The sequence below is a fragment of the Undibacterium sp. CY21W genome, assembly GCF_014284265.1.
Classification (GTDB): Bacteria; Pseudomonadota; Gammaproteobacteria; order Burkholderiales; family Burkholderiaceae_D; genus Undibacterium; species Undibacterium aquatile.
This window is the reverse complement of the sequence record NZ_JACOGE010000001.1, coordinates 742,417-765,714: the sequence shown is the minus strand read 5'-3', so window position 1 is coordinate 765,714 and position 23,298 is coordinate 742,417. Positions and strand designations below refer to the sequence as shown.

16 protein-coding genes and 1 other RNA gene are annotated in these 23,298 nt (G+C 50.2%); 3 read left to right on the top strand and 14 right to left on the bottom strand.

The genetic code is table 11. The features are described 5' to 3' along the window. Position 1: 1 nt before the first annotated feature. The 8 genes from murF to rnpB all read right to left on the bottom strand — a co-directional run bounded on the left by murF (position 2) and on the right by rnpB (position 10,601). Entirely contained in the window at positions 2-1,399 is a 1,398-nt protein-coding gene (gene murF, locus H8K29_RS03425; RefSeq protein ID WP_186896383.1) for a UDP-N-acetylmuramoyl-tripeptide--D-alanyl-D-alanine ligase, read from the bottom strand. Continuing rightward, positions 1,399-2,934 (bottom strand): UDP-N-acetylmuramoyl-L-alanyl-D-glutamate--2,6-diaminopimelate ligase, encoded by a 1,536-nt coding sequence (locus tag H8K29_RS03420; RefSeq protein ID WP_186896382.1) that lies wholly within the window; start codon positions 2,932-2,934, stop codon positions 1,399-1,401. Before H8K29_RS03420 ends, murF begins: the two co-directional genes overlap by 1 nt. Next, a complete protein-coding gene (locus H8K29_RS03415; protein WP_186896381.1) occupies positions 2,934-4,697 on the bottom strand; it encodes a penicillin-binding protein 2 in 1,764 nt (587 codons plus the stop codon). The genes H8K29_RS03420 and H8K29_RS03415 overlap by 1 nt, the downstream gene beginning before the upstream one ends. After that, positions 4,694-4,969 (bottom strand): cell division protein FtsL, encoded by a 276-nt coding sequence (ftsL, locus tag H8K29_RS03410; protein WP_186884773.1) that lies wholly within the window; start codon positions 4,967-4,969, stop codon positions 4,694-4,696. The genes H8K29_RS03415 and ftsL overlap by 4 nt, the downstream gene beginning before the upstream one ends. Next, positions 4,966-5,925 (bottom strand): 16S rRNA (cytosine(1402)-N(4))-methyltransferase RsmH, encoded by a 960-nt coding sequence (rsmH, locus tag H8K29_RS03405; RefSeq protein WP_186896380.1) that lies wholly within the window; start codon positions 5,923-5,925, stop codon positions 4,966-4,968. The genes ftsL and rsmH overlap by 4 nt, the downstream gene beginning before the upstream one ends. Positions 5,926-5,934: 9 nt before the next feature. Next, positions 5,935-6,363: a division/cell wall cluster transcriptional repressor MraZ gene (gene mraZ, locus H8K29_RS03400; RefSeq protein WP_186896379.1), complete on the bottom strand. Its 429-nt coding sequence runs from the start codon at positions 6,361-6,363 to the stop codon at positions 5,935-5,937. Between the two features lie 430 nt (positions 6,364-6,793). Then, a complete protein-coding gene (locus H8K29_RS03395) occupies positions 6,794-9,988 on the bottom strand; it encodes an EAL domain-containing protein (RefSeq protein WP_186896378.1) in 3,195 nt (1,064 codons plus the stop codon). 273 nt (positions 9,989-10,261) lie between these two features. Then, positions 10,262-10,601: RNase P RNA component class A (gene rnpB, locus H8K29_RS03390), an RNA gene on the bottom strand. A gap of 122 nt (positions 10,602-10,723) precedes the next feature. On the opposite strand from rnpB, the gene H8K29_RS03385 reads away from it, so the two are divergent. Together H8K29_RS03385 and H8K29_RS03380 are read left to right on the top strand one after the other, a co-directional pair. Continuing rightward, on the top strand, positions 10,724-12,430 hold the full coding sequence (locus tag H8K29_RS03385) for a thiamine pyrophosphate-binding protein (RefSeq protein ID WP_186896377.1): 1,707 nt from the start codon (positions 10,724-10,726) through the stop codon (positions 12,428-12,430). An 82-nt stretch (positions 12,431-12,512) separates the two neighbouring features. Further along, positions 12,513-13,706 carry an MFS transporter gene (locus H8K29_RS03380; RefSeq protein WP_186896376.1) on the top strand — a complete coding sequence of 398 codons (1,194 nt, stop codon included), beginning with the start codon at positions 12,513-12,515 and terminating at the stop codon, positions 13,704-13,706. A gap of 26 nt (positions 13,707-13,732) precedes the next feature. Here the strand turns inward: H8K29_RS03380 and H8K29_RS03375 are convergent, their stop codons facing one another. Further along, positions 13,733-13,906 carry a hypothetical protein gene (locus tag H8K29_RS03375; protein ID WP_186884767.1) on the bottom strand — a complete coding sequence of 58 codons (174 nt, stop codon included), beginning with the start codon at positions 13,904-13,906 and terminating at the stop codon, positions 13,733-13,735. Between the two features lie 299 nt (positions 13,907-14,205). Between H8K29_RS03375 and H8K29_RS03370 the strand changes: the two genes are divergently transcribed. Continuing rightward, complete coding sequence (locus tag H8K29_RS03370; RefSeq protein WP_186896375.1) at positions 14,206-14,931, top strand: DNA/RNA non-specific endonuclease; 726 nt, start codon at positions 14,206-14,208, stop codon at positions 14,929-14,931. An 895-nt stretch (positions 14,932-15,826) separates the two neighbouring features. On the opposite strand, the gene H8K29_RS03365 is transcribed toward H8K29_RS03370, so the two are convergent. The 5 genes from H8K29_RS03365 to H8K29_RS03345 form a co-directional block, all read right to left on the bottom strand. Further along, entirely contained in the window at positions 15,827-16,603 is a 777-nt protein-coding gene (locus H8K29_RS03365) for an enoyl-CoA hydratase (protein WP_186884765.1), read from the bottom strand. A 223-nt stretch (positions 16,604-16,826) separates the two neighbouring features. After that, positions 16,827-18,023: an acetyl-CoA C-acyltransferase gene (locus tag H8K29_RS03360; protein ID WP_186884764.1), complete on the bottom strand. Its 1,197-nt coding sequence runs from the start codon at positions 18,021-18,023 to the stop codon at positions 16,827-16,829. A 123-nt stretch (positions 18,024-18,146) separates the two neighbouring features. After that, complete coding sequence (locus H8K29_RS03355; RefSeq protein ID WP_186896374.1) at positions 18,147-20,534, bottom strand: 3-hydroxyacyl-CoA dehydrogenase/enoyl-CoA hydratase family protein; 2,388 nt, start codon at positions 20,532-20,534, stop codon at positions 18,147-18,149. A gap of 193 nt (positions 20,535-20,727) precedes the next feature. Continuing rightward, complete coding sequence (locus H8K29_RS03350) at positions 20,728-22,518, bottom strand: acyl-CoA dehydrogenase C-terminal domain-containing protein (protein WP_186884762.1); 1,791 nt, start codon at positions 22,516-22,518, stop codon at positions 20,728-20,730. 76 nt (positions 22,519-22,594) lie between these two features. After that, positions 22,595-23,197 carry a TetR/AcrR family transcriptional regulator gene (locus H8K29_RS03345; RefSeq protein WP_186884960.1) on the bottom strand — a complete coding sequence of 201 codons (603 nt, stop codon included), beginning with the start codon at positions 23,195-23,197 and terminating at the stop codon, positions 22,595-22,597. Positions 23,198-23,298: the final 101 nt, after the last annotated feature.

Here is a 23,298-nt window from a genome sequence, read left to right as displayed (position 1 = left end):
GCTAATGAGTTCCTGTTATTTTTTGTTGTGTTGAAGTGCCGTCATCCGCCGCCAACAAATGGCTGACAACGCGTTCCATTTTCATGAAACGTGAGCCTTTGACCAGTACTGTCTTTTCCTGATGAATACTGCTGTCTAAGGCTCTGAATAAATCCTGTATATCGGTGAAATAGTGTGCCCCGGCATATGCCCTTGCCGTATGGGCGACCAGATCACCAAGTAAATACAGCTCTGTAATACCCTGAGCTTTGGCATATTCGCCGATCTCTTTATGAAACTGAGCGCCGTTTTCGCCCACTTCACCCATGTCACCCAGTACCAGAACAGTAGCTCCGCCGATCTGCGTCAGTACATCGATTGCGGCACGTACAGAATCCGGATTGGCATTGTAGGTATCGTCAATCACCATCGCGCCACAACTGGCTTGCTTACGCTGCAAACGTCCATTCACCGGGCTGAAATTCTCCAGGCCAGCAACGATTAATTCGTCAGAAATTCCTATCGCGTGGCAGCACGCGGCGGCGGCGAGCGCATTCAGTACATTGTGCTGACCGGCTGCCTGCAAATGAACCTCAGACGAGCGGCCTGCTATATGCATGTTGACTTCACTACCAAATGGGGTCGCCACAAAACTGGCATGGACTTCGGCATCGCTGTTTAATCCAAAGCGAATAACTTTACGTTGGCCGCGTTCTGCCGCATATTGCTGCCACAAAGAACAATATTCATCCTCCGCAGGAATAACGGCAACACCGTCATCTGGCAGCGCTCTTATAGCTGCACCATTTTCTTCAGCAACAGCTTTCACCGTCTGCATGAATTCCTGATGTTCACGCTGGGCGTTATTAACTAAGACGACTGTCGGCAGGGCGACTGAAGCCAGCAAGGCAATTTCCCCGGGATGATTCATACCCATTTCTATCACTGCTGCCCGGTGAGATGGGTTGAGACCAAGGATAGTCAGCGGTACGCCGATTTCATTATTCAGATTGCCGCTGGTCGCTAAACGACATTCGACACCAAAAGCCACGCTCAGAATCGATGAAATCATTTCTTTAACGGTCGTTTTACCGTTACTGCCAGTCACTCCGATGACAGGCAACATAAACTGTTGTCGCCAGTATCGGCCGATCTCAGCTAATGCCAGTTTGGTATCCGGCACGATCAGTACAGGTAATGCAAAATGTTCCGGAATCCGTTCTGCCACGACGGCGACTGCGCCTGAATTGGCAACCTGCGCGAGGAAATCATGGGCATCAAAATTTTCACCACGCAAGGCGACAAACAAATCCCCCGCCTTAATTTTGCGGCTGTCGGTGGTTAAACCTGTGACCGCTGCGTCCGCTGTCATGATCGCGGATGTCAGCACTGGTTGCAATTGTTGAAGAGTAAAATGCATCAGATACCTCTCTTCATGTTGCCGCTGGTTGCCACGGTTGCCAGTGCAAGTGCAGCATGTTCTTCATCTGAAAATGGCCATTTCTTACCGTTGATATCCTGATAGGTTTCATGACCTTTACCTGCCAGCAGCACCACATCCTGATCACCAGCGTGTTTAATTGCGTACAAAATTGCGTTTGCCCGGTCTTCGATGATGTGGGGAGTTTTACTCATCCCTGCCACAATCTGCCCGATGATATGAGCGGGATCTTCGCTGCGCGGATTGTCGCTGGTGACAATCACGTGATCCGCTTGCTCCGATATCCGTCCCATCTGTGGACGCTTGCCCGGATCTCGATCACCGCCACAACCAAAGACACACCATAGTTGTCCACCGCGCTCATCCGCGACGAGGCGCAAAGCTTCAAGAGTCTTTTCAAGGGCATCCGGTGTGTGGGCGTAATCAATCACGACCATTACATGTCCGGCGCTACCGGCTAATTGCATGCGACCTGGCACCGGCGGTAATTTCTCTATCAGCGCCAACGCTTTCGGCAAAGGAATTCCTTTGCTCAGCAGAACAGCGAGGACGCCAAGAATGTTGCTGACATTAAACCGGCCTATCAGTTGTGTTTTCACCAGACCGGAGCCAAGCGGCGATTCAAGATGAAAGCTGGTTCCGGCATGCGTTGTTTTCAAATTACTGGCGCTCAGTAAAGCAGTACCTTCGTAACTTGATTTTTCCAGGCTGTAAGTCATCAAACGCACGTCTGGCCGTGCCTGCTGCAAATACGCTAAAAGTTGAAGCCCGAACACGTCATCGAGATTGATGATGGCGGTCGTCAAACTATTCCAGTCAAACAAGCGTTGTTTGGCGGCGGCATAGGCATCCATATCACCGTGATAATCAAGGTGATCGCGTGTCAGATTGGTGAATAAAGCGACATCAATATGTAAGCCATTCAGCCGCCCCTGATCCAGACCAATGGACGATGCTTCTATCGCCAGCGCCTCTGCACCATTCTTCTGCATCACAGACAACTCGCGTTGCAAACTGATTGCGTCTGGCGTTGTAAAGCCCGTTTCTGATAACTGTCCTAATACACCCTGATGATAAATGCCGGTACCCAGTGTGCCTATCACTGCGGTGTCACACTTTTCCATTGACAGCGCTTTTGCCAGCCACTGACTGCAGGATGTCTTACCGTTGGTGCCGGTCACAGCGACGCTGAACATAGCCCGATCTGGATTGCCATACCACTCGTTGGCGATCAACCCGAGTTGCTGCGATAAATCCGGCACTGCAAAATGAGGGACTGAAATACTCTCATCCCACACGAAAGTGTCGCCATCCGCAACGTCATATATAACTGCAATTGCGCCACGAGCAAGCGCATCAGGAATATATTTGCGGCCATCGCCATGGTGCGTACGGGCAGCAAAAAACACATCGCCAGTCAGGATTTTTGCCGAATTTGAGCACAACTGTGCGTCAGGTGCGACTTGCCGCAGCCAGTTAACAATCTCGTTGATGGATATTTTTTTATTGGTCATTACATGCTCTCCTGCACGCTATTGTCAGGAATGATGCTGGTGACTGATGAATCAGGTGGCACGTTCATAGAGCGCAATACGTTCGCGGTGATTGCAGCAAAAACCGGGGCAGCGACGATACCGCCAAAATGACCGCCAGCGCTTGGTTCATCAATCATCACAGCAACGATGACTCGTGGATTGGATACCGGAGCAAAGCCAATAAAGTCGCCGACATATTTATTCACGTAGCGACCACCTTCTATCTTATGTGCAGTACCGGTTTTTCCGGCAACGCGATAGCCGGGCACACGTGCCTGCGTTGCGGTACCACCTGGCTGTGTTACCGATTCCATCATGACGCGCAATTGCTGCGCTGTTTTGTCGGAAATGACCCGCTGCGCTGCCGGCGCGTCACTAGTTTTTTGAAATGTGATCGGTATCATGTCGCCGTTGCGCGCAAAAATCGTATACGCACGCGCCATTTGCAGCAAGGACACCGACAGACCATGACCGTAACTCATCGTCGCCTGCTCGATGGGCCGCCAATTTTTATAATTACGCAAACGACCGGCAACGGCACCGGGAAAACCAATTTTCGGCTGCTGACCAAAACCTAAGGTGGTAAACAACTCCCACATTTCCTTGGGTGGCATTTGTAACGCCATTTTGGCGACGCCGATATTCGAAGATTTCTGGATAATCTGCGCAACGGTCAGCACAGATTCTTTATGGGCGTCATGAATCACAGCCGGGCCTATCGTCATATAACCCGGTGCGGTCTGAAATACGGTATCCGGAGTAACCCGTCCGGTCTCAAGCGCCAGTGCAACGGTGAAGGGCTTCATGGTCGAACCCGGCTCGAACGTATCGGTAATAACACGATTACGCAACTGCGCACCGGTCAATACCGAGCGGTCATTCGGGTTATAGCTGGGCAAATTCACCAGAGCCAAAACCTCTCCGGTGTGAACGTCAAGCACAACGGCGCCGCCAGCTTTTGCCTTGTGTTTTTCTACTGCATCTTTTAAATGGGTGTAAGCGATATACTGAATCTTGCTATCAAGCGACAAGGTCAGCTCTTTGCCATCATGTGGTTCACGAATAGCACGGATATCTTCAACGATGCGGCCAAGGCGGTCTTTAATGACGCGACGGCTACCCGTTTTACCTGCCAGATTTTTTTCCGAGGCGAGCTCAATTCCTTCCTGCCCGATATCTTCCACATTCGTGAAGCCGACGACGTGTGCCATGACTTCACCCTCAGGATAGAAACGCTTGTACTCTTTGCGGGTTTCAACACCAGGAATAGCAAGCGCCTGAATTTTGTCAGATATCTGCGGTTCTACCTGCCGCTTCAGATACACAAACTGACGATCAGAATCGAGTTTCTTACGTAACTCAGCCTCACTCATATCGAGTAAGGCTGCGAGTTGTCGGATTTTATCTTTGGGCGCTTCCAGAACATCATCGGGGATCGCCCATATCGCCTTTACTGGTACCGATGACGCCAGCACCTGACCATTCCGGTCTGTGATTTTTCCGCGCGTTGCCGGTAACTCTAATGTACGGGCATATCGATTAGCTCCCTGCTTCTGCAAAAAATCCGTCGTCATTCCCTGCAGCCACAAAGCACGGGCGATCAGCGCAAAAAAAGCGCCGAATAATAAAAATAAAACCAGCCGGGAACGCCAGATAGGCAATTTCACTTCCAACACCGGATTGGACGAAAATGAAACACCGCGTGAAGCAGCTGTGCGCGACATGTTCCCAGCACGGCTCATTTCAGCTCCGCCGCTTTCAGATATTGGGTACGCGCCGGCGTGACCGGCACCATGTTCAGTTCCTTGCTCGCGGTTTCCTCAATGCGCGAGTGTTTACCAAAAGTGGATTGATCCAGTTTCAATTGGGTCCATTGCAATTCATATTGTTTGCTGAGACTTTGCTCACGCTCGAGCTCAATAAACAAACGTCGAGCCTGATACTGAGAATTAATCAGAGACAAAGCGCAGGCGATCAATGCGATTGCCAGAAAAATGTTCACGCGCGTAATCATTTCAGCACCTCTGGCAAACGTTCAGCAATACGCAAGATCGCCGAGCGCGCACGAGGATTGGCAACCACCTCGGCTTCAGAAGGCTTAATCCGGTTCAGCAAACGCATTTGTGCTTGCGGTAAATCGACGTGACGGATAGGCAAGCGCCGGTCTGGCTGCTCAAGTTTCACTTTAGAAGCAAAAAACTGCTTCACTATCCGGTCTTCCAGAGAATGAAAACTGATCACTGACATTCGCCCGAAAGAAGAGAGCGCAGCAAAAGCTGCATCAAGCCCTATCTCGAGATCTTCAAGCTCCTTATTGACGAAAATCCGTATAGCCTGAAAGGTGCGAGTTGCCGGGTCCTTGCCCTTCTCGCGAGTTTTGACGGCGTGCGCGACAAGTTCGGCGAGTTGTCGGGTTCCAGTAATGGACTCCGTTTGCCGGCGAGCAACAATCGCCTTTGCAATCTGAAAAGCAAACCGTTCTTCCCCATAATTTTTTATCACCTCCCTGATTTTTTCTTCTTCTTCCACTGCCAGCCATTCAGCAGCAGACATGCCACGACTGGTATCCATCCGCATATCAAGCGGACCGTCTGAGCGGAAACTAAAACCACGGCTCGCGTCATCCACTTGCGGTGATGAAATACCCAGATCCATCAAGATACCGTCCACTTTACTGACGCCGAGTTCTTCCAGCGCAGCGGTCATTGCCGCAAAACTGTCATGCACAATATGAAAACGGGGATCGCTGATTTCAGCTGCACTGGCAATCGCCTGCGCATCTTTATCAAAAGCAATCAGACGACCTTTCGGTCCAAGCTGTTGCAGGATCAGGCGGCTATGTCCACCTCGCCCGAACGTGCCGTCAATGTAGATACCATTTACCCGTTCACCGGCTATGCCGAGTGCATCCACTGCCTCATTCAAGAGCACAGTTGTATGGGTATATTCTGTCGCCTGCTGTATGGTCATTGCCCGCGATCAGAAAGTAAAATTGTTTAATACGTCAGGAGCACCGGCCGCTTTCGCGTTGGCTTCATTTTCGGCAAGCTTACCGGCATCCCATATTTCAAAATGGCTACCCATGCCCAGCATCATGATGTCACGCTGAATACCAACGGCATTACGCAACTCTGGTGCCAGCAAAATACGACCCGCACTATCCATATCGACGTCAAATGCATTTCCCAGAAAAATACGCTTCCAGTCACGCGCCTGGATAGGCCATGCGGCGATTTGCTCACGATGAGATTCCCAGGTCGGGCGCGGAAACAGCAACAGGCACCCGTCAGGATGGCGGGTCAGGGTGATGTGACCCTCGTATTGTTCGCTCAGGGCATCACGATAGCGGGCAGGAATTGACATTCTGCCTTTCGCATCGAGATTGAGTGCGGATGGACCCTGGAACACGCTTTTACCTTTTACCTGGACTTGGATTGATATGACTCAGTTTGCGAAGATAAATGAAAATTGGGGACTTATCCCACAAAATTACACTTTCTCACACTGTTTCCCACTTTAGAGGATGCTATCAACATGGTCAAGTGAAATTACTCAGAAAAACAGCAGTTTCTTTAATGAAGTCAATGACTTAGCGCAACTATCGAGAAAGTTAATTTATTCAAATAACTGAATAAAATTAATGAGTTACAGAAGATAGTGAAAGTGGCTTGTAATACGCGGAGGAATAAAGAGCTTAAAATCCCGCGTCATTGGATCTCTTAGGGTAATTTTGAGGATGTTGCGACCGTGTTTGCCGACGTTCGCCTGCATTTCCAGCGGCAAAGATGAAATGAGAGAGATCACAAGTAAAGATCGCCTCTTGAATAAGGCGATGGCTTTAATTCACTTGCTGTTGCAGCAGTTGAAGAAATTCTTTTGCAGGCACCGCTTTACTAAAATAAAAGCCCTGATATTCGTCGCACTTAAAGTCAGTCAGAATTGCCAGCTGAGTCTGCGCGTCGACACCTTCAGCAATAACTTTAAGTCCCAGGGTGTGCGCCATCGCGACGATGGCTAATACGATCGCGGTGTCATTCGGGTCATCCGGGATATCTTTGATGAAGGAGCGATCCACCTTCACACTATCCACAGGAAATCGTTTCAGATAAGCCAGGGAAGAATAACCGGTACCGAAATCATCGATGGAAAGGCTGAAACCCGCCGACCTGAAGCCATCCATCAACACTATCGCCTGCTCACGGTTATGCATCACCATACTTTCCGTGATCTCAAATTCAATAGCATCGGCAGGCACCCGCCAGAAATCGACGATACCCTTAATTTCATCTAAAAGCTGAGGATCATTGAATTGCGAGCCTGATAAATTAATTGCAATCCGCCCAAAATCACTGTCCATCTGACGGAAGCTCAGCACATCGCGACAGGCAATATCGAGCACGAGCATGCCGAGCCGGCTAATTAAGCCCGTTTCTTCCGCCAATTCAATAAAATCTCCGGGATAAAGAATTCCACGCTCAGGATGATCCCAGCGAACCAAAGCTTCGGCTCCGACAATCTTTCCGGTCTGCAGTGAAATCTTAGGCTGATAATACACAACAAATTCCAGTCTCTCTAAAGCCTTACGCAAACGAGCCTCAAAAGCTAACTGCTCAATTGTGTGCGTATTCATTTCAGATGCATAAAACTGGTAATTATCCTTGCCCTTATTTTTGGCTCTGTACATCGCGATATCCGCATTTTTCAGCAGAGTTTGCGCATCGTGTCCATCTGCGGGGAAAGTGGCAATACCAATGCTGGCACTGAGTTGGCATTCCTGACCATGAATTTCAAATGGTTGCGATGCTTCGAATAACAGTTTGTCCGCGACGTCCCCCAAATCACGTGGATCACTGAATTGATCAATCAGCAAAATAAACTCATCACCGCCAACTCTGGCAATGATGTCCGATTCCCTTAAGACCTGTCGGAAACGTTGAGAAATACTGCGCAAGACACGATCACCTTCATCATGACCAAAGGTGTCGTTAATATTCTTAAATCGGTCCAGATCGAGAAAAAGCACCGCAAGCTGACAGCTGTTTCGCTCCGCCAGTGCCAAAGCCTTGGCGAGATGCTGATGATATAAAAATCGGTTGGGTAAACCAGTAAGCTCGTCATAATGCGCCAGTTGCAGTATTTTTTTCTCGGAGCGGCGGCCTTCAATCGCGATCGTAGCGATCTCGATCATGATGCCAATCAAACTCATATCGTCATCGCTTAATTCTTGCGATTCCGCCAGTAACACCGTGAAACTGCCTAATATGTGGCCATGCTTGTCCATCAACGGCCATGCACTGCCAGCATTTATTTTACCCAACGCTTCCAGATCATTGACGAACTGCATCGATGGCGCTTGCTGAAAATTACTGAGCTGCACCGGGCAGGCGACTAATACAGCTTCGCTCCAGATCCCACTGCCATGCGCAACCGGCATATCGACGATCTGTTTTGATAATATGTCAGGAAAACCGCGCCCGACACTTTGAATAAAAGTTCTCTGATCATCGGCCAGTAACTGAATTCCCACACACCAGAATGGCCGTAATTTTTCGACAAAATCACAGACTGAGCTCAGAATAAACAGCGGATCTTCATTCGCACCGATCAGTTGCAACAGATGATTCTGTGACTCCAGCAATTGTTCTGAATATTTCTGGGCGCTGATGTCTCTCTCGGTACAAAACAACAACCTCTCGCCATTTAACTCAACCAGGCTGAGAGTCACCTCGTTGTACAGGGTATTCCCCTCTCTCTCCATGATCGATTCAAAACGCTGAGGAACACCATCAAAAGCCCGTTCGATGAATTGATCAATCAAAGTATCACCGTCAGTTTGCGGCGTGCCCGGCATCGCTTGCAATATGGATGAAAACTCACCCGCTTTGTGACCGACGATATCAGCGATACCGCTGACGCCAAACAGCCTGACGGCAGCGGGATTGCAATCGACATAACGATGATCCTGATTAATCAGCAAAATCGCATCTTCTGCGCCGCTAAACAGCAACCGATATCGCTCCTCACTTGCCTCTATTCGGAGGCGGGAGTGATTTAACTGCTGCACCTGCCTTAACAAGAGCCAGATCAGAATCAGGATAAGAATAAGCGTCGCTGATGTGTACAGCATTTTATGCCTGACCCTGTTCTTCCAGTCTGACAAAATATTTTCGACATTGCGTGCATATAACAGCGTCAGTGGAAATCCTGCGACTTTCCGGTAGGTATACAAAAATTCACCGCTGCCGTCCTGTAATGCGCCACCATAAAGCGATCCCTCTCTGGAGCCATCGACGATCGCCGACAATAAAGCTGGCTGCTTAAGACTACGATTAAAAATATAATTATCAGCCGGTGCCCCGGTCAGGACGATTCCGTTCAAATCATGAAGTGAGACCGATGCCACGCTGCCGCGTGCAACCAATTCATAAAATTCTTGTAGATAGTTGAGGCGCATTTGCACTTCAAGAATGCCAGCACGCTGGCCATTCAGCCCCATCACATTTCTCGCAACCGGTAATATCCACTGATCAGAACCTGTCAACTTGATTGCGGCCCCCACTCTTAATTGCGTATCGGTGGGATTACTGATGAGCGATATCACATGCAACTGTGGCGATAACGGTGGTGTTGGCCGAAGCTGCTGAGATGAGCTATCGACAAAATCAGAAGCAAGATGCTGCCCCTGTGTATCGAACAGCGATACCGCACTCAATAACTGAGAATGGTGGCGTTGGTTCGCTAAAATCTGTTCCGACGTGCTTTTCTGGGTATCTTTTTCAGGCGGGTAAGTAGCGACCTGTTCACTGATCGCATCCATCAACTGAACAACTTCACTTAATGCGCGATTGGCATGCTCTTCAAGAATACGGACGGTAAAGTAACTATCCTGCTGGGCATCAGACAAGGTCAGATTTTTATCTTCGGCAATCGACCACCAGCTCTGCGCCACAATGATGGCAAGAATCAGACAAGTGCAAAAGGCAAATATCTTCAGGGGAATAATCCGTTCTTTATTTTTGCCTCGGTTTTCCATGAGTCTGGAATAATTTATCGTTAATAGGTATTCAGAACAGGCGTTTGCAATGATCAGATAGGATATTAGTCAGCAAGCTGCTGCATATAAACCGGATTGTATTGCGGCAAGTGAGTGTAACACCAGTTTTTTTGAATTAGTCCGATTTACAACAAACCGAAGCGCAATCGCGTAATACTGCGAAAAATGAATATGGTGCGGTGTCTGGAGTTGTGTCAGGATGATTCTGACAGATAGCGGTCGTCTGCGCCTGGCAACGACCAATGGAAAAAGAAGTAAAGCAGGCCGGTAGGCCGGATTCTGTTACGGTCTTTCATATTGCTATGACCGACTATGACAATCATTCCTCTAGGCGACGGATTGCTCCGCCGCTCAAGCTTTCTACCCGCACGCTCCGCGAGCCACCTCAACGCGTGCCTATTTGAAATTGCTCCGGGTGGAGGTTACCGCGTTTCACCGTAACTTAATACGCTCGTCTCTGTGGCCCTATTCCTCGTCTTATACCTTGCGGCTTTCAACGTACGGCCGTTAGCCGTCACCCTGCTCTATGGAGTCCGGACCTTCCTCCCGTCACCATATTGCTATGGCAACCAGCGATTGTCTGGCCTGCTTCGGGCGCTATTTTACTCTACTCACCCGCAATTCGTTCGCAATTCGTCGTGACTCATCAATAGCGCTGCAAATTCGGCAAGCTTTCTGTTAGCGTATGGTTTTTCCTTTTTAGCTATTACTGTCATGTTGAAATCTCGCTCGGGTGGTCAGTTAATTGTCGATGCTTTGCAAATTCACGGTGTCGATACTATTTTTGGTGTGCCCGGCGAGAGTTACCTGCCGGTGCTGGATGCGCTGCATGACAGCGCGATACGCTTCATCATTAACCGCCAGGAAGGCGGTGCAGCATTTATGGCCGATGCCTATGGCAAGATGACCGGCAAGCCCGGCATCTGCTTCGTCACACGCGGGCCGGGTGCCACCAATGCCTCGATAGGCGTGCATACCGCGTATCAGGATTCGACACCGATGATCCTTTTCATCGGTCAGGTCGGCAATGATTTTGTGGAGCGCGAAGCCTTCCAGGAAATCGATTACCGCCGCATGTTTGGCCCTATGGCGAAATGGGTGGCGCAAATCGACCGCGCCGACCGTGTGCCTGAATACATTGCGCGCGCCTTTCAGGTCGCCACCAGTGGCCGCCCTGGCCCGGTGGTGCTGGCACTGCCGGAAGACATGTTGGCCCAAACGATGGAAGTGGCGGATACCCTGCATTACACGCCAGTACAGGCCTACCCTTCGCCAGCACAACTGAGCCAGTTACGCAGCATGCTGGAGGCGGCTGAGCGTCCCGTGCTGATTCTGGGCGGCAGCGGCTGGGATCAAACCGCCTGCACGCAGCTGCGTGAATTCGCGGAACTGAATCATTTGCCGGTCGCCTGCGCTTTCCGTTTTCAGGATTTGCTGGACAATGCGCATCCTAACTACATCGGCGATGTCGGCATCGGCATCAACCCACAACTGGCAAAACGCATACAGCAAGCCGATCTGGTGATCGCAATCGGCCCGCGTCTGGGTGAAATGACGACCGGTGGCTATACCCTGCTCGAAGCGCCGCTGCCAAAACAAACTCTGGTACATGTACACAGCGATGCGCTGGAACTGGGACGCGTGTATCAGGCACCGCTGATGATCAACAGCGGCATGAAGGAATTCGCGCATGCGCTGTCGGAGCTGAGCAAGCAGGGCAAGTTAGAAAGCGCCGCCCGCTGGCAGCACAGCGTGACTGAAGCCAAAGCAGAACTGCACGCCTGGCAGCAGGAACCCGCCATTTTTGCCAAAGAAAATGCGCCGCTGAATCTGTGGCAAGTGGTGCAGGACATCATGCGCCTGGCACCGGCCGACAGCATCATCACCAACGGCGCCGGCAATTACGCGACCTGGGCTCACCGTTACTTCCGTTACGCCGGGCTACGCACTCAGCTGGCACCGACTTCAGGTGCAATGGGTTACAGCGTGCCATCTGGCGTGGCCGCCAAGCTCACTGCACCTGAGCGTTGCGTGATCACATTTGCGGGTGATGGGGAATACATGATGAATGGTCAGGAGCTGGCCACCGCCGTGCAATACCGTGCAGGCATCGTCATCATCGTGTTTAACAATGGCATGTACGGCACCATACGCATGCATCAGGAAAGGGAATTCCCAGAACGCGTGTCCGGCACGGAATTACATAATCCTGATTTTGCCGCACTGGCCCGCGCTTATGGTGCGAGTGGAGAAACCGTCCTGACGACAGCTGAATTCGGCCCGGCACTGGAACGCGCTCTAAAGCATACGCACGATCACCAGTTACCGGCTCTGATCGAACTGCGTTACGACGGCAATCTGATCACCCCGGGCACCACGCTGGAAACTCTGCGACAAACAGCACGTAATGCGGGAAAATGATCAGTACTGACCAGATCAGTTTCAGATAAATTAAATTCCTGCATTTATCACCATTGGCGCAGATGATTTTCGCTCAACACACATGACACGTCCCCAAATTCCCAGAAGTATCTGGATACTCGGTTTCGTCAGCATGCTGATGGATATTTCTTCAGAAATGATACATAGCCTGCTGCCGATGTTTATGGTTGGAACCCTGGGGATCAGTGTGTTTGTGGTGGGCGTGATTGATGGTATCGCCGAATCAACGACCTTACTGGTCAAGGTATTTTCCGGCGCACTCAGTGATCGTCTTGGAAAACGCAAAATGCTGGCAGTGTTTGGTTATGGGATCAGTGCCTTCTCTAAACCGCTGTTTGCACTTTCCCAGGGAATGGGGCTGTTGTTAACTGCCCGCCTTCTCGACCGCGCAGGCAAAGGCATACGTGGAGCTCCGCGCGATGCACTCATTACGGATATCACTCAGGCAGAAATCCGTGGCGAAGCCTTTGGCTTAAGACAGTCACTAGATACGATAGGTGCCGTCGCAGGGCCGCTGCTGGCCACGGCACTGATGCTGCTATGGGCAAATGATTACCGCCATATTTTCTGGCTTGCAGTGATACCGGGGCTGGGGGCAATGTTGCTGCTATTTGTCGGCGTGCAAGAGCCGGATACCAGACCACAAACCAGCCTTGGCAACCCACTCAGCAAGCACAATCTGAAACGGATGGGGCGGGAATACTGGTGGGTGGTTTCGCTTGGATGTTTGTTTACGCTCGCCCGATTCAGCGAAGCATTTCTGATTTTACGGGCACAACAATTATCCGTTCCGGTCGCGCTGGTGCCACTTGTGATGGTTGCCATGAACCTCGTCTATGCGGCGACAGCTTATCCATTTGGTAAATTGTCAGACCGCATATCTCATCGCCATATGCTCGCTGGCGGATTAGTCATACTGATTGCCTCCGACCTGATACTCGGATACAGCCAGAGCTGGAGTGGATTGTTAGCTGGCATCACGCTCTGGGGCATACATATGGGAATGACGCAAGGCCTGCTGGCAAGTATGGTTGCCTCCAGTGCACCATCCGATTTACGTGGCACGGCATTTGGCTTTTTCAATCTGGTCAGCGGTATCGCTCTGTTGCTTGCCAGCGTGGTAGCGGGTCTTTTGTGGGATCAGTTGGGTTCCACTTTTACTTTTTATACCGGCGCGGCATTTGCCACCGTCAGCCTGATTGGTTTATTGGTGCATTCAGCTCGCAACGCGCCGTTACTGTCTGAAAAAAAATAAACGTAAACATCGGCTCCCCAAAAAAATCAGTCGGTGTCATCCCCACCGGACCGACCGGATAACACACCATGCAGGCGTTGCTTGTACTTTCGCCGTTCTGCCCGCGCCGGTTGAGATGCGCCATGCGCCCCGCCTTTACGCTGTTTCACTAATACAGCCAAAGGATTGCGCGGTTTTGGCAATTTGACTCTGATCTTCATCGATGAACTTCCCTGAAAAATGATCGGGGTGTTAGTGGCATACGTCTCGCCAGCACACACCTTACGAATAGCAGCACCTGATTAAATAGTGAGCAAACCAATGTTCGGTAGTGCGACTCTACTGTACGGAAGCAAATAAATAAACACAACTGAGATTTGTTGCCGTTAAAATTCGTGTCGGAAATGTGCTGCTGCACTTTCTTCTTCGCTTCACTCTCCCGCTTTGCTGATGGCCGCGTGGTTGTATGAGTTGCGGTTTTCAGTACCTGTTTTTCTTTTGATTTTCGCGCATAAAATTCATGTTCAAAAAGTTTATTTTCGCGTTAGCGTTAGCGCTATCGTCGTCTGCCAGTTTTGCCGCCCCGCTATTTTCAGAATGTCGCCAATTTTTTTCCAGAGGACAGATTCCCGTTATCCCGCATGAAACCGAACTCAATGCACGGGCATTGTGCTATTCATCGTTCGCGATCCTTCATTCGGCCAAAAGCCACACACCGATTTATGTCGCAGAAAAACTCAACCGACAAACCATCATCGATGCGAAAGGAAACGAAAGAACGAATCGTTTTTTTGCCGATGCCCGTTTGCCTCGTGCTGAACGCGCTGAACTGAGCGATTACAAGAACTCCGGCTATGATCGTGGTCACATGGCGCCGGCAGGAAATATGGCAACACCGGAGGCAATGGCGCAGAGTTTTTCTCTTGCAAATATGGTTCCGCAAGCACCGGAAAACAATAGAAAGACCTGGGCATCGATAGAAAATGCGACACGTAAATACGCCATGCGTGCCCGTGGTGATGTCTATGTCCTGACTGGCCCGGTATTTGAAGCCAGACCGACAACGATAGGAGAGAATAAAGTCTGGGTACCCAAATATCTTTTCAAACTGGTCTACGACCCGTCAGAAAACAAGAGATGGGCTTACTGGGTCGAAAACATCGACAACACAAAAGCAGGAAAACCGATCACCTATGAAGAACTGGTCAAACGCACAGGCATACAGTTCTTTACTGAGAGAATGTAAGCAACAAAATAAAAAACCTGTTCATTGACATGAACAGGTTTTTTCACCAGCGTAAAGTGCCACAATAGTCGAGACCAGAACAATCATAAATAGTATTTTTCAAGAAAATTTGCCAGAAAATTTGAGACTAATTGCCATGAAAAAGGAGATTTTTCCCATTATTGCCAAGGAAGATGAGATTTTTTGAAGTGGTCACGTTTAAGCGTGAAGCACGCAGCTAATAAGCGACTGAAATACTACACCTGAGGTCCCTAGTGCGTATTCCGCTCAAAACCAGTCACACACTCTAGTTCCATGCCGGCCAAGGCTTCCGATTCGGATTTGGCCATTGGTTCCAGTTAGATATCGTCCCCCAGGAATTATCAAGTAAATTTAGGGTGACGGCTTTTGATGACCGGCAGATTTCGCCCCGTTGCGGACATTCCATTCCGAAGAGGCAAGGTTATAGAAGCCAGTGATGCGAGTAATCAATATTTACGGAAATTACCCATACTGCTGGGCCGACCAAGTCTGTGACGTTTAATCTCCATTCCCTTGTTTTGTAAAACGAGATACTGCCTGTGACAGCCCAATAAAAATTCATAAGCGCAAAGAGAATAAGGATTGGAAACGCGGTAAGGCCCCAAATAATAGGGTCGCCAGCACCTACGCCTGGGATGTTGGCTAGCTCATCTGGTGCCCAAAGTGGCATCGAATAGCGTAGGTACGCAAGGGCTCCAATAACGTTCACGGCAAGCCGAATGGTGCTCTTAAGACTGACAAATTTGGAATAATTTGGCATCGATTTTTATGGCGAATGTCTACTAATGGCCGACAGCAGGATGGCGGTGATCTCTTCCAAAGCAACGTATTTATCCTCGCCTTTAAATCACCAGATAAACGATTATTTACGCTATCAATTGAACTGACTGAAATCCGGTTTGCGTTTCTGGAAAAAGGCCATGAATGCTTCTTTGGCTTCTGGGCCATTCAGCATCGCCGCAAAATGTTTATTCTCTTCCAGCATTTTTGCATTCACTTCGGCAGGCTGATTCGCTTTCATCAGACGTTTAGTGACGCGTATCGACGCTGCGGGTAAAGCCACAATTTTTGCAGCGACTTGCTGCGCATACGGTAACAACTCGTCCAGCGGCAATACTTTGTTGACAAAGCCCATCTCCAACGCTTCCTGCGCGCTAAACGGTTCACCCAGCATCAATTTCTCAGCGGCACGCTGATAGCCGACGATTTTCTGGAAAATCATACTGGAAGCAAATTCCGGACATAAACCCAACTGCGTGAATGGCATGGATAACTTCGCATTATCGGCAAGATAAATCAGATCACAATGCATCAGCAAGGTCGTACCGATGCCGACGGCTGCACCGGAAACAGCAGCAATTACCGGCTTACCCGATTCATTCAATGCCTGCATGAACTGATACACAGGAGGCACAACCTCTGGTGAAGCAAGTGAAGACGCATTTTTCATGAAATCTTCAAGATCATTACCGGCAGTAAAAATTTCTGGTTTACCAGTAATCAGAATCGCCCGCACGGCATTGTCGCTCTCGGCGTCACGCAATGCGTCAGCCATCGCCTGATACATTGCCGCGGTAATCGCATTTTTCTTTTCAGGGCGATTGAAGCTAATCGTCAGAATGCCATTTTCTTTGTGAGTCAGGATATCCATTATTTTGTCTCTTCAAATCGATTATTTTTTTGGGGTGTTATGACCAGTAATTGTAAAGCCTGCTGCCAACAGGTATGAAGTTTTTCGTCATCCATCGTGCACTGGCAGCAGCAACAATTCGTCTCGCCCGTATGAGGGCAGATTCCAGATCATTTCACATACCTTTAAAAAAAACGCGCAGAAAAATTATTCTGCGCGTTTTGATTGTAGCCGGGCTTAAAGCTTACATACGCTCGAAGATACCTGCTGCACCCATGCCGGTACCAACGCACATCGTCACCATACCGTATTTCAGATTGTTACGATGCAATGCATGGATGGTGGTTGCGGAACGGATTGCACCAGTTGCACCGAGTGGATGACCCAATGCAATCGCGCCACCCATAGGGTTCACTTTCGCTGGATCGAGACCGAGGTCTTGTACCACCGCCAGCGATTGCGCAGCGAACGCTTCGTTCAGTTCGAACCAGTCGATCTGATCTTGCGTGATACCAGCGGCGCGGCAAGCAGCCGGGATCGCTTCTTTCGGGCCGATACCCATGATTTCCGGTGGTACGCCACGCACTGCGAAAGACGCGAAACGTGCCAGCGGTGTCAGGTTGAATTGCTTCAGGATTTTTTCACTGACGATCAGCAAAGCACCAGCGCCGTCGGAAGTCTGGGAACTGTTACCGGCAGTAACGCTGCCTTTGGCCGCAAACACGGCTTTCAGTTTTGCTAAACCTTCCAGCGATGTATCAGGACGTGCACCCTCATCGCGTGTCACGGTACGGGTTTTCAGTTCAATTTCGCCAGTCGCCAGATTCGGCACACGGTCGATGATATCCACAGAAGTGGTTTCCGCATCGAAGTAGCCCGCGTTTTGCGCAGCGATTGCACGTTGATGCGATTGCAAGGCAAATGCGTCTTGTGCTTCGCGCGATACTTTCCATTGCGCTGCTACTTTTTCCGCTGTCAGACCCATACCGTAAGCGATACCGGCATTTTCATCTTTCAGAATCGCCATATTCATCGATGGATTGTTACCCATCATCGGTACCATGGACATCGATTCGACACCGGCAGCGATCATCACGTCGGCCTGACCAACGCGGATGCGGTCAGCCGCCATTGCCACGGCGGTGATACCGGATGCGCAGTAACGGTTAATCGTGACGCCACCGATAGTGTTAGGCAAACCTGCCAGCAACACACCCATACGCGCCAGATTCAAGCCCTGCGCGCCTTCTGGAAACGAGCAGCCGACAATCGCGTCTTCGATCAGTTTCGGATCCAGATTAGGTACCTGTGCCACTGCCGATTGCAGTACGCGCACCAGCAGATCATCAGGACGGGTGTTACGGAACATACCGCGACCGGATTTGCCGATCGGGGTGCGTGTAGCAGAGACGATGTATGCGTCTTGAAGTTGTTTAGTCATTTTGAGTACTCCTTTTGAGTAAAGTCAATTTGTATCCGGAAGGAGAGCAAGGCGCGCTATCGAAGACAGTACTTTAGTACGCCAAGATTGCGTAACGCAGCTATCGTTCCGGTGACAAATTGATTAATTGCGTACTGGTTTGCCGGTTTGCATCATGCCCATAATGCGCTCTTGCGTTTTCGGATGATTCAGCAATTCCATAAACGCCTTACGTTCCATGTCGAGCAACCATTGTTCGCTGACCAGACTGCCATTATCGATATCGCCGCCGCAAACAACTTCAGCAATCATCTTGCCGAGTTTGAAGTCATGCGCAGAAATGAAGCCGCCGTCACGCATATTGATCAATTGCGCGCCGATTGTTGCGATGCCATGACGACCAGTGACCGGCACCAGCTTTCTCATCGGTGCACGATAGCCAGCATCAAACATCGCACGTGCTTCTACCTTCGCTACATGCAGCAATTCATAAGGGTTGAACACGACGACATCGCTGTCAGACAGGTAACCCATTTTCTTCGCTTCCAGCGCCGATTTGGATACCGCTGCAGTCGCTGCATTGGTGAAGTAGTTCTTCAGGAATTGCAGCAAGTCTGTGCCTTTAGCATCCGCTGCAGCACGTACTGCGGCTTCTTTCAGACCACCACCGCCTGGAACCAGACCAACGCCGACTTCAACCAAACCGATGTAGGATTCTATCGACGCCACGCGTTTTGCTGCGTGCATCATCAATTCGCAACCGCCACCGAGTGCCAGACCAGAAACGGCTGCCACCACAGGAATGTTCGCGTATTTCAATGCCTGATGCGCATTTTGCAGACGGGAAATCGCGGGCTCGATCGCTTTCACACCACCGGACATGAACAGCGGCAGCATCGCTTGCAAGTCAGCACCGGCGGAGAACGCGCCGCCATCAGCTGCATCAGCACTCCAGATCACCAGACCTTTGTAATTCTTCTCAGCTTCGGCGATCGCTTTTTCCATGCCTTCGATCACGCCAGGGCCAATCACGTGCATCTTCGTTTTCATCGACAGAATCAGCACGTCGTCGTTCTGATGCCAGATACGGACGGAGTCATCTTCGAAGAATGTTGTACCGGCTGTTGCACCAGTCGCGGCGCCAGTACCAAGTACAGGAGCACGGAATGCCTGACGGTCGTACACAGCGAGTTTGGAACGCGGAACATAAGTGCTGCTTGCTGGCGACCAGGAACCTTCAGCTGTGTGCACGCCGGTGCGGCCATCGAATACCCACGCTGGCAATGGCGCGTTACACAATGCTTTACCGACGTCGATATCTTCTTTGACCCAGCCAGCTACTTCCTGCCAGCCGGATGCCTGCCATGTTTCAAACGGACCTACCTGCCAGCCGAAACCCCAGCGCATCGCAAAGTCGATGTCGCGTGCATTGTCGGCAATCGTTGCGCCATGCACAGCGATGTAATGGAACGCATCACGGAAAATCGCCCACAGGAACTGCGCCTGTACATTGGTCGATTCACGCAGAGTCTTCATTTTCTTGACCGGATCTTTTTCTTTCAGCATGCGGGCAACAACGTCATCTGCTTTCGCGCCGCCAGTCACGTATTGTGCTGTCGCGAAGTCAAGACGCTGAATGTCTTTACCCACTTTTTTGTAGAAACCGGCACCAGTTTTGGAACCGAGCGCACCGGCTGCGACCAGCTTCGCCAATACTTCCGGTGTTTTATAGACCGCGAAGAAAGGATCATCCGCCAGGTTGTCCTGCATGGTCTTGATTACATGACCCATGGTATCCAGACCAACCACGTCGGCAGTACGGAAAGTACCGGACGATGCACGACCGAGTTTTTTACCGGTCAGATCATCGACAACGTCAACGGTCAGACCAAATTTTTCTGCTTCATAAATCGTTGCCAGCATACCGAAAATACCGACGCGGTTAGCGATGAAGTTCGGTGTGTCTTTCGCACGTACCACGCCTTTACCCAGCGTTGTTGTCAGGAAGCCTTCGAGCTGGTCGATGATTTCCGGACGGGTAGCCACGGTAGGAATCAGTTCCACCAGATGCATGTAACGTGGCGGGTTGAAGAAGTGCACGCCGCAGAAACGCGCTTTCAGTTCTGCGTCAAAGCCTTCGGACAATGCTGTGATCGACAGGCCGGATGTATTCGAAGCGAAGATTGCAGTTGGCGCAATGTGTGGCGCAACTTTTTTGTACAGATCATGTTTCCAGTCCATACGTTCAGCAATCGCTTCGATGATCAGATCGCAGCCAGCCAACACGTCGAGATTGTCTTCGTAGTTGGCGACTTCGATCAACGCAGCGTCGTCTTTATTGCCAAACGGTGCAGGATTGAGTTTTTTCAGGTTGTCGATCGCGCGCAGAACGATACCGTTTTTCGGGCCTTCTTTGGCAGGCAGATCAAACAGAACGACAGGCACTTTTGCATTGACGCAATGTGCAGCAATTTGCGCACCCATAACGCCAGCGCCGAGAACGGCGACTTTTTTAACGATGAAATTGGTCATTTTTAACCTCGGTTAAATTCGTAAAACAACGAAAAGCAATTTTTTCAGATGCCCCCTCTTAGCGAGAGGGTGGGAACGGGTGACAGATGAAGCAACTCCGGTTGATATTCTGCTACCGAAGAGCTTCAATCTGATGACATCATTTCATCCGTTACCAATAACGCTCTCCGTTTGACGGGAGAGCGCATTTGCATCAGAACAGATCAGCTTCGAGAGACAACAGATTAGCGGAGCCGGAACGTGCCTGACGGATCAGCATGGCTGTTTCAGGATACAGGCGGGCAAAGTAGAAACGTGCTGTAGCCAGTTTCGCTTTGTAGAAGGTATCGCCGGAATCTTGTTTTGCCAGAGCGATTTTTGCCATTTGTGCGAAGAAATAGCTGTAGACCAGATGGCCAACCACACGCAGATAAGGCACAGCAGCAGCGCCGACTTCATCTGGATTCTGGAAAGCTTTCATGCCGATTTCCATCGTCAGTTTCGTCACTTTGTCACCGATTTCAGCCAGTGGAGTGATGAACTCTGCCATCGCTTCGTCTGTACCGTTCGCTTCCACAAATGCCTGTACTTTCGCGCCGAATTTACGCAGTTTCGCGCCGTTGTCCATCAGGATTTTGCGACCCAGCAAATCGAGTGACTGAACGGTGTTTGTGCCTTCGTAAATCATGTTGATACGGGCGTCACGCACGTATTGCTCCATGCCCCATTCTGCGATGAAACCGTGGCCGCCGTAGACTTGCAGACATTCGGATGTCGCAGTCCATGCATTGTCTGTCATGAAGGCTTTGATGACCGGTGTCAGCAACGCAACTTCATCAGCACAGTCTTTACGTACTTGCTCGTCAGGGTGATTCAGTTCTTTATCCAGTTGCAGGGCAACGTAGGAGCTGAATGCACGGCCAGCTTCTGCGTAGGCTTTTGCTGTGAACAGCATACGACGCACGTCAGCGTGAACGATAATCGGATCAGCAGCTTTGTCCGGTGCTTTCACGCCAGACAGACTACGCATCTGGATACGGTCTTTCGCATACACCAGCGCGTTTTGATACGCGACTTCGGTCAGACCCAGACCTTGCATACCAACGCCCAGACGCGCAGCGTTCATGAATACGAACATCGCGTTCAGACCTTTGTGCGGGCCGCCGATCAGCCAGCCTGTTGCACCGTCCAGATTCATCTGGCAAGTGGAGTTCGCATGGATACCCATTTTTTCTTCGATCGCGCCGCAGAAAATCGGGTTGCGCGCGCCCAGTGTGCTGTCTGCATTCGGCAAGAACTTCGGTACGATGAACAGGGAAATACCTTTTGAACCTTCCGGTGCATCTGGCAAACGTGCCAGCACCAGATGAACGATATTTTCGGCAACATCATGTTCACCGGCAGAAATAAAGATTTTTGCGCCAGTGATTTTGTAAGAGCCGTCTGCCTGCGGTTCTGCTTTAGAACGCAGCAAGCCCAGATCGGTACCGCAATGCGGTTCGGTCAGGCACATCGTACCTGTCCATTCACCGGAAACCAGCTTAGGCAGATACAACGCTTGCTGTTCTGGTGTGCCATGTTCATGGATACATTCGTAAGCACCGTGCGACAAGCCTGGGTACATCGTCCAGGCCTGGTTCGCAGAATTCATCATTTCATAGAAAGAATTGTTGATGACAACAGGCAAGCCCTGACCACCGAATTCCGGATCACAGGACAATGCTGGCCAACCAGCTTCCACGTACTGTTTGTACGCTTCTTTAAAGCCTTTTGGTGTCGTGACGGTGTGGTTTGTTTTGTCGTGGTGGCAGCCTTCGCGGTCACCGGAATGGTTCAGCGGGAAGATGACTTCAGAACTGAATTTGCCGCCTTCTTCCAGAATCTGATTGATGATGTCAGCATCGACTTCAGCATGCTTAGGCAGTTGCTTGAGTTCAGATTCAACATTCAATAATTCATGCAACACGAACTGCATATCACGCAATGGAGCGATATATTGACCCATGATTTTCTCCTGACGGCAAAGTTAGTACATTAGATTGAGAAACAAAATTTGGCTTGCAACAACAACGACAGCAGCCTCAGACTTTTGAAGCTGCTGGCGCGTAATATTCGATCATTCGTTCAAATCCGACCTGTGCCCTATCCACACTTCCCGGTTTGCGCAAGAAACGCGCATCGTGGTGCAGAGCGAGTATCAGTCCATACATTTCATACACGATCTGATCGGCATCCACATTGGCATTCAGATGACCAAGCTGGATGGCCTGACTTGCTGCGCGGTGCAATGCGCCTTGCCAGGCTTTCACCATGCCGACCAGTTCATCACGGATAGGTCCCTGCCGATCATCGTATTCGGCCGCGCCACTGATATAAATACAACCAGAGGCAATTTCAACCGTCACGCGTTTAATCCACAATGCAAACATCGACTGCAAACGCGGCAAGCCACGTTCTTCTTTCATGCTCGGGTAGAACACTTCCTGCTCAAAGTGATGGTGATATAACTTCAGCACTTCGATCTGCAAATCCTCGCGCGAGCCGAAATGAGCAAAAACGCCGGACTTGCTCATGTTCATCTTGTCGGCCAACAAACCTATCGTCAGGCCTTCGATACCATCACGACTGGCGGCGTCCAGTGCAACATCCAGAATGGCGGCGCGAGTCAATTCTCCCTTACGCATGAATTTCGATGTCATATTCATATTACATTGTTTTTATTGAAATGCTTCTTGCTTACATAAAACATGTAAACCAGTGAATTAATCGAACGCTCGTACTATTA

What these genes read in the sequence shown, in the direction of transcription:
- murF (WP_186896383.1), bottom strand. Translation starts at nt 1,399, where the DNA reads ATGCATTTTACTCTTCAACAATTGCAACCAGTGCTGACATCCGCGATC.
- H8K29_RS03420 (WP_186896382.1), bottom strand. Translation starts at nt 2,934, where the DNA reads ATGACCAATAAAAAAATATCCATCAACGAGATTGTTAACTGGCTGCGG.
- H8K29_RS03415 (WP_186896381.1), bottom strand. Translation starts at nt 4,697, where the DNA reads ATGAGCCGTGCTGGGAACATGTCGCGCACAGCTGCTTCACGCGGTGTT.
- ftsL (WP_186884773.1), bottom strand. Translation starts at nt 4,969, where the DNA reads ATGATTACGCGCGTGAACATTTTTCTGGCAATCGCATTGATCGCCTGC.
- rsmH (WP_186896380.1), bottom strand. Translation starts at nt 5,925, where the DNA reads ATGACCATACAGCAGGCGACAGAATATACCCATACAACTGTGCTCTTG.
- H8K29_RS03395 (WP_186896378.1), bottom strand. Translation starts at nt 9,988, where the DNA reads ATGGAAAACCGAGGCAAAAATAAAGAACGGATTATTCCCCTGAAGATA.
- H8K29_RS03385 (WP_186896377.1), top strand. Translation starts at nt 10,724, where the DNA reads ATGTTGAAATCTCGCTCGGGTGGTCAGTTAATTGTCGATGCTTTGCAA.
- H8K29_RS03380 (WP_186896376.1), top strand. Translation starts at nt 12,513, where the DNA reads ATGACACGTCCCCAAATTCCCAGAAGTATCTGGATACTCGGTTTCGTC.
- H8K29_RS03375 (WP_186884767.1), bottom strand. Translation starts at nt 13,906, where the DNA reads ATGAAGATCAGAGTCAAATTGCCAAAACCGCGCAATCCTTTGGCTGTA.
- H8K29_RS03370 (WP_186896375.1), top strand. Translation starts at nt 14,206, where the DNA reads ATGTTCAAAAAGTTTATTTTCGCGTTAGCGTTAGCGCTATCGTCGTCT.
- H8K29_RS03365 (WP_186884765.1), bottom strand. Translation starts at nt 16,603, where the DNA reads ATGGATATCCTGACTCACAAAGAAAATGGCATTCTGACGATTAGCTTC.
- H8K29_RS03360 (WP_186884764.1), bottom strand. Translation starts at nt 18,023, where the DNA reads ATGACTAAACAACTTCAAGACGCATACATCGTCTCTGCTACACGCACC.
- H8K29_RS03355 (WP_186896374.1), bottom strand. Translation starts at nt 20,534, where the DNA reads ATGACCAATTTCATCGTTAAAAAAGTCGCCGTTCTCGGCGCTGGCGTT.
- H8K29_RS03350 (WP_186884762.1), bottom strand. Translation starts at nt 22,518, where the DNA reads ATGGGTCAATATATCGCTCCATTGCGTGATATGCAGTTCGTGTTGCAT.
- H8K29_RS03345 (WP_186884960.1), bottom strand. Translation starts at nt 23,197, where the DNA reads ATGCGTAAGGGAGAATTGACTCGCGCCGCCATTCTGGATGTTGCACTG.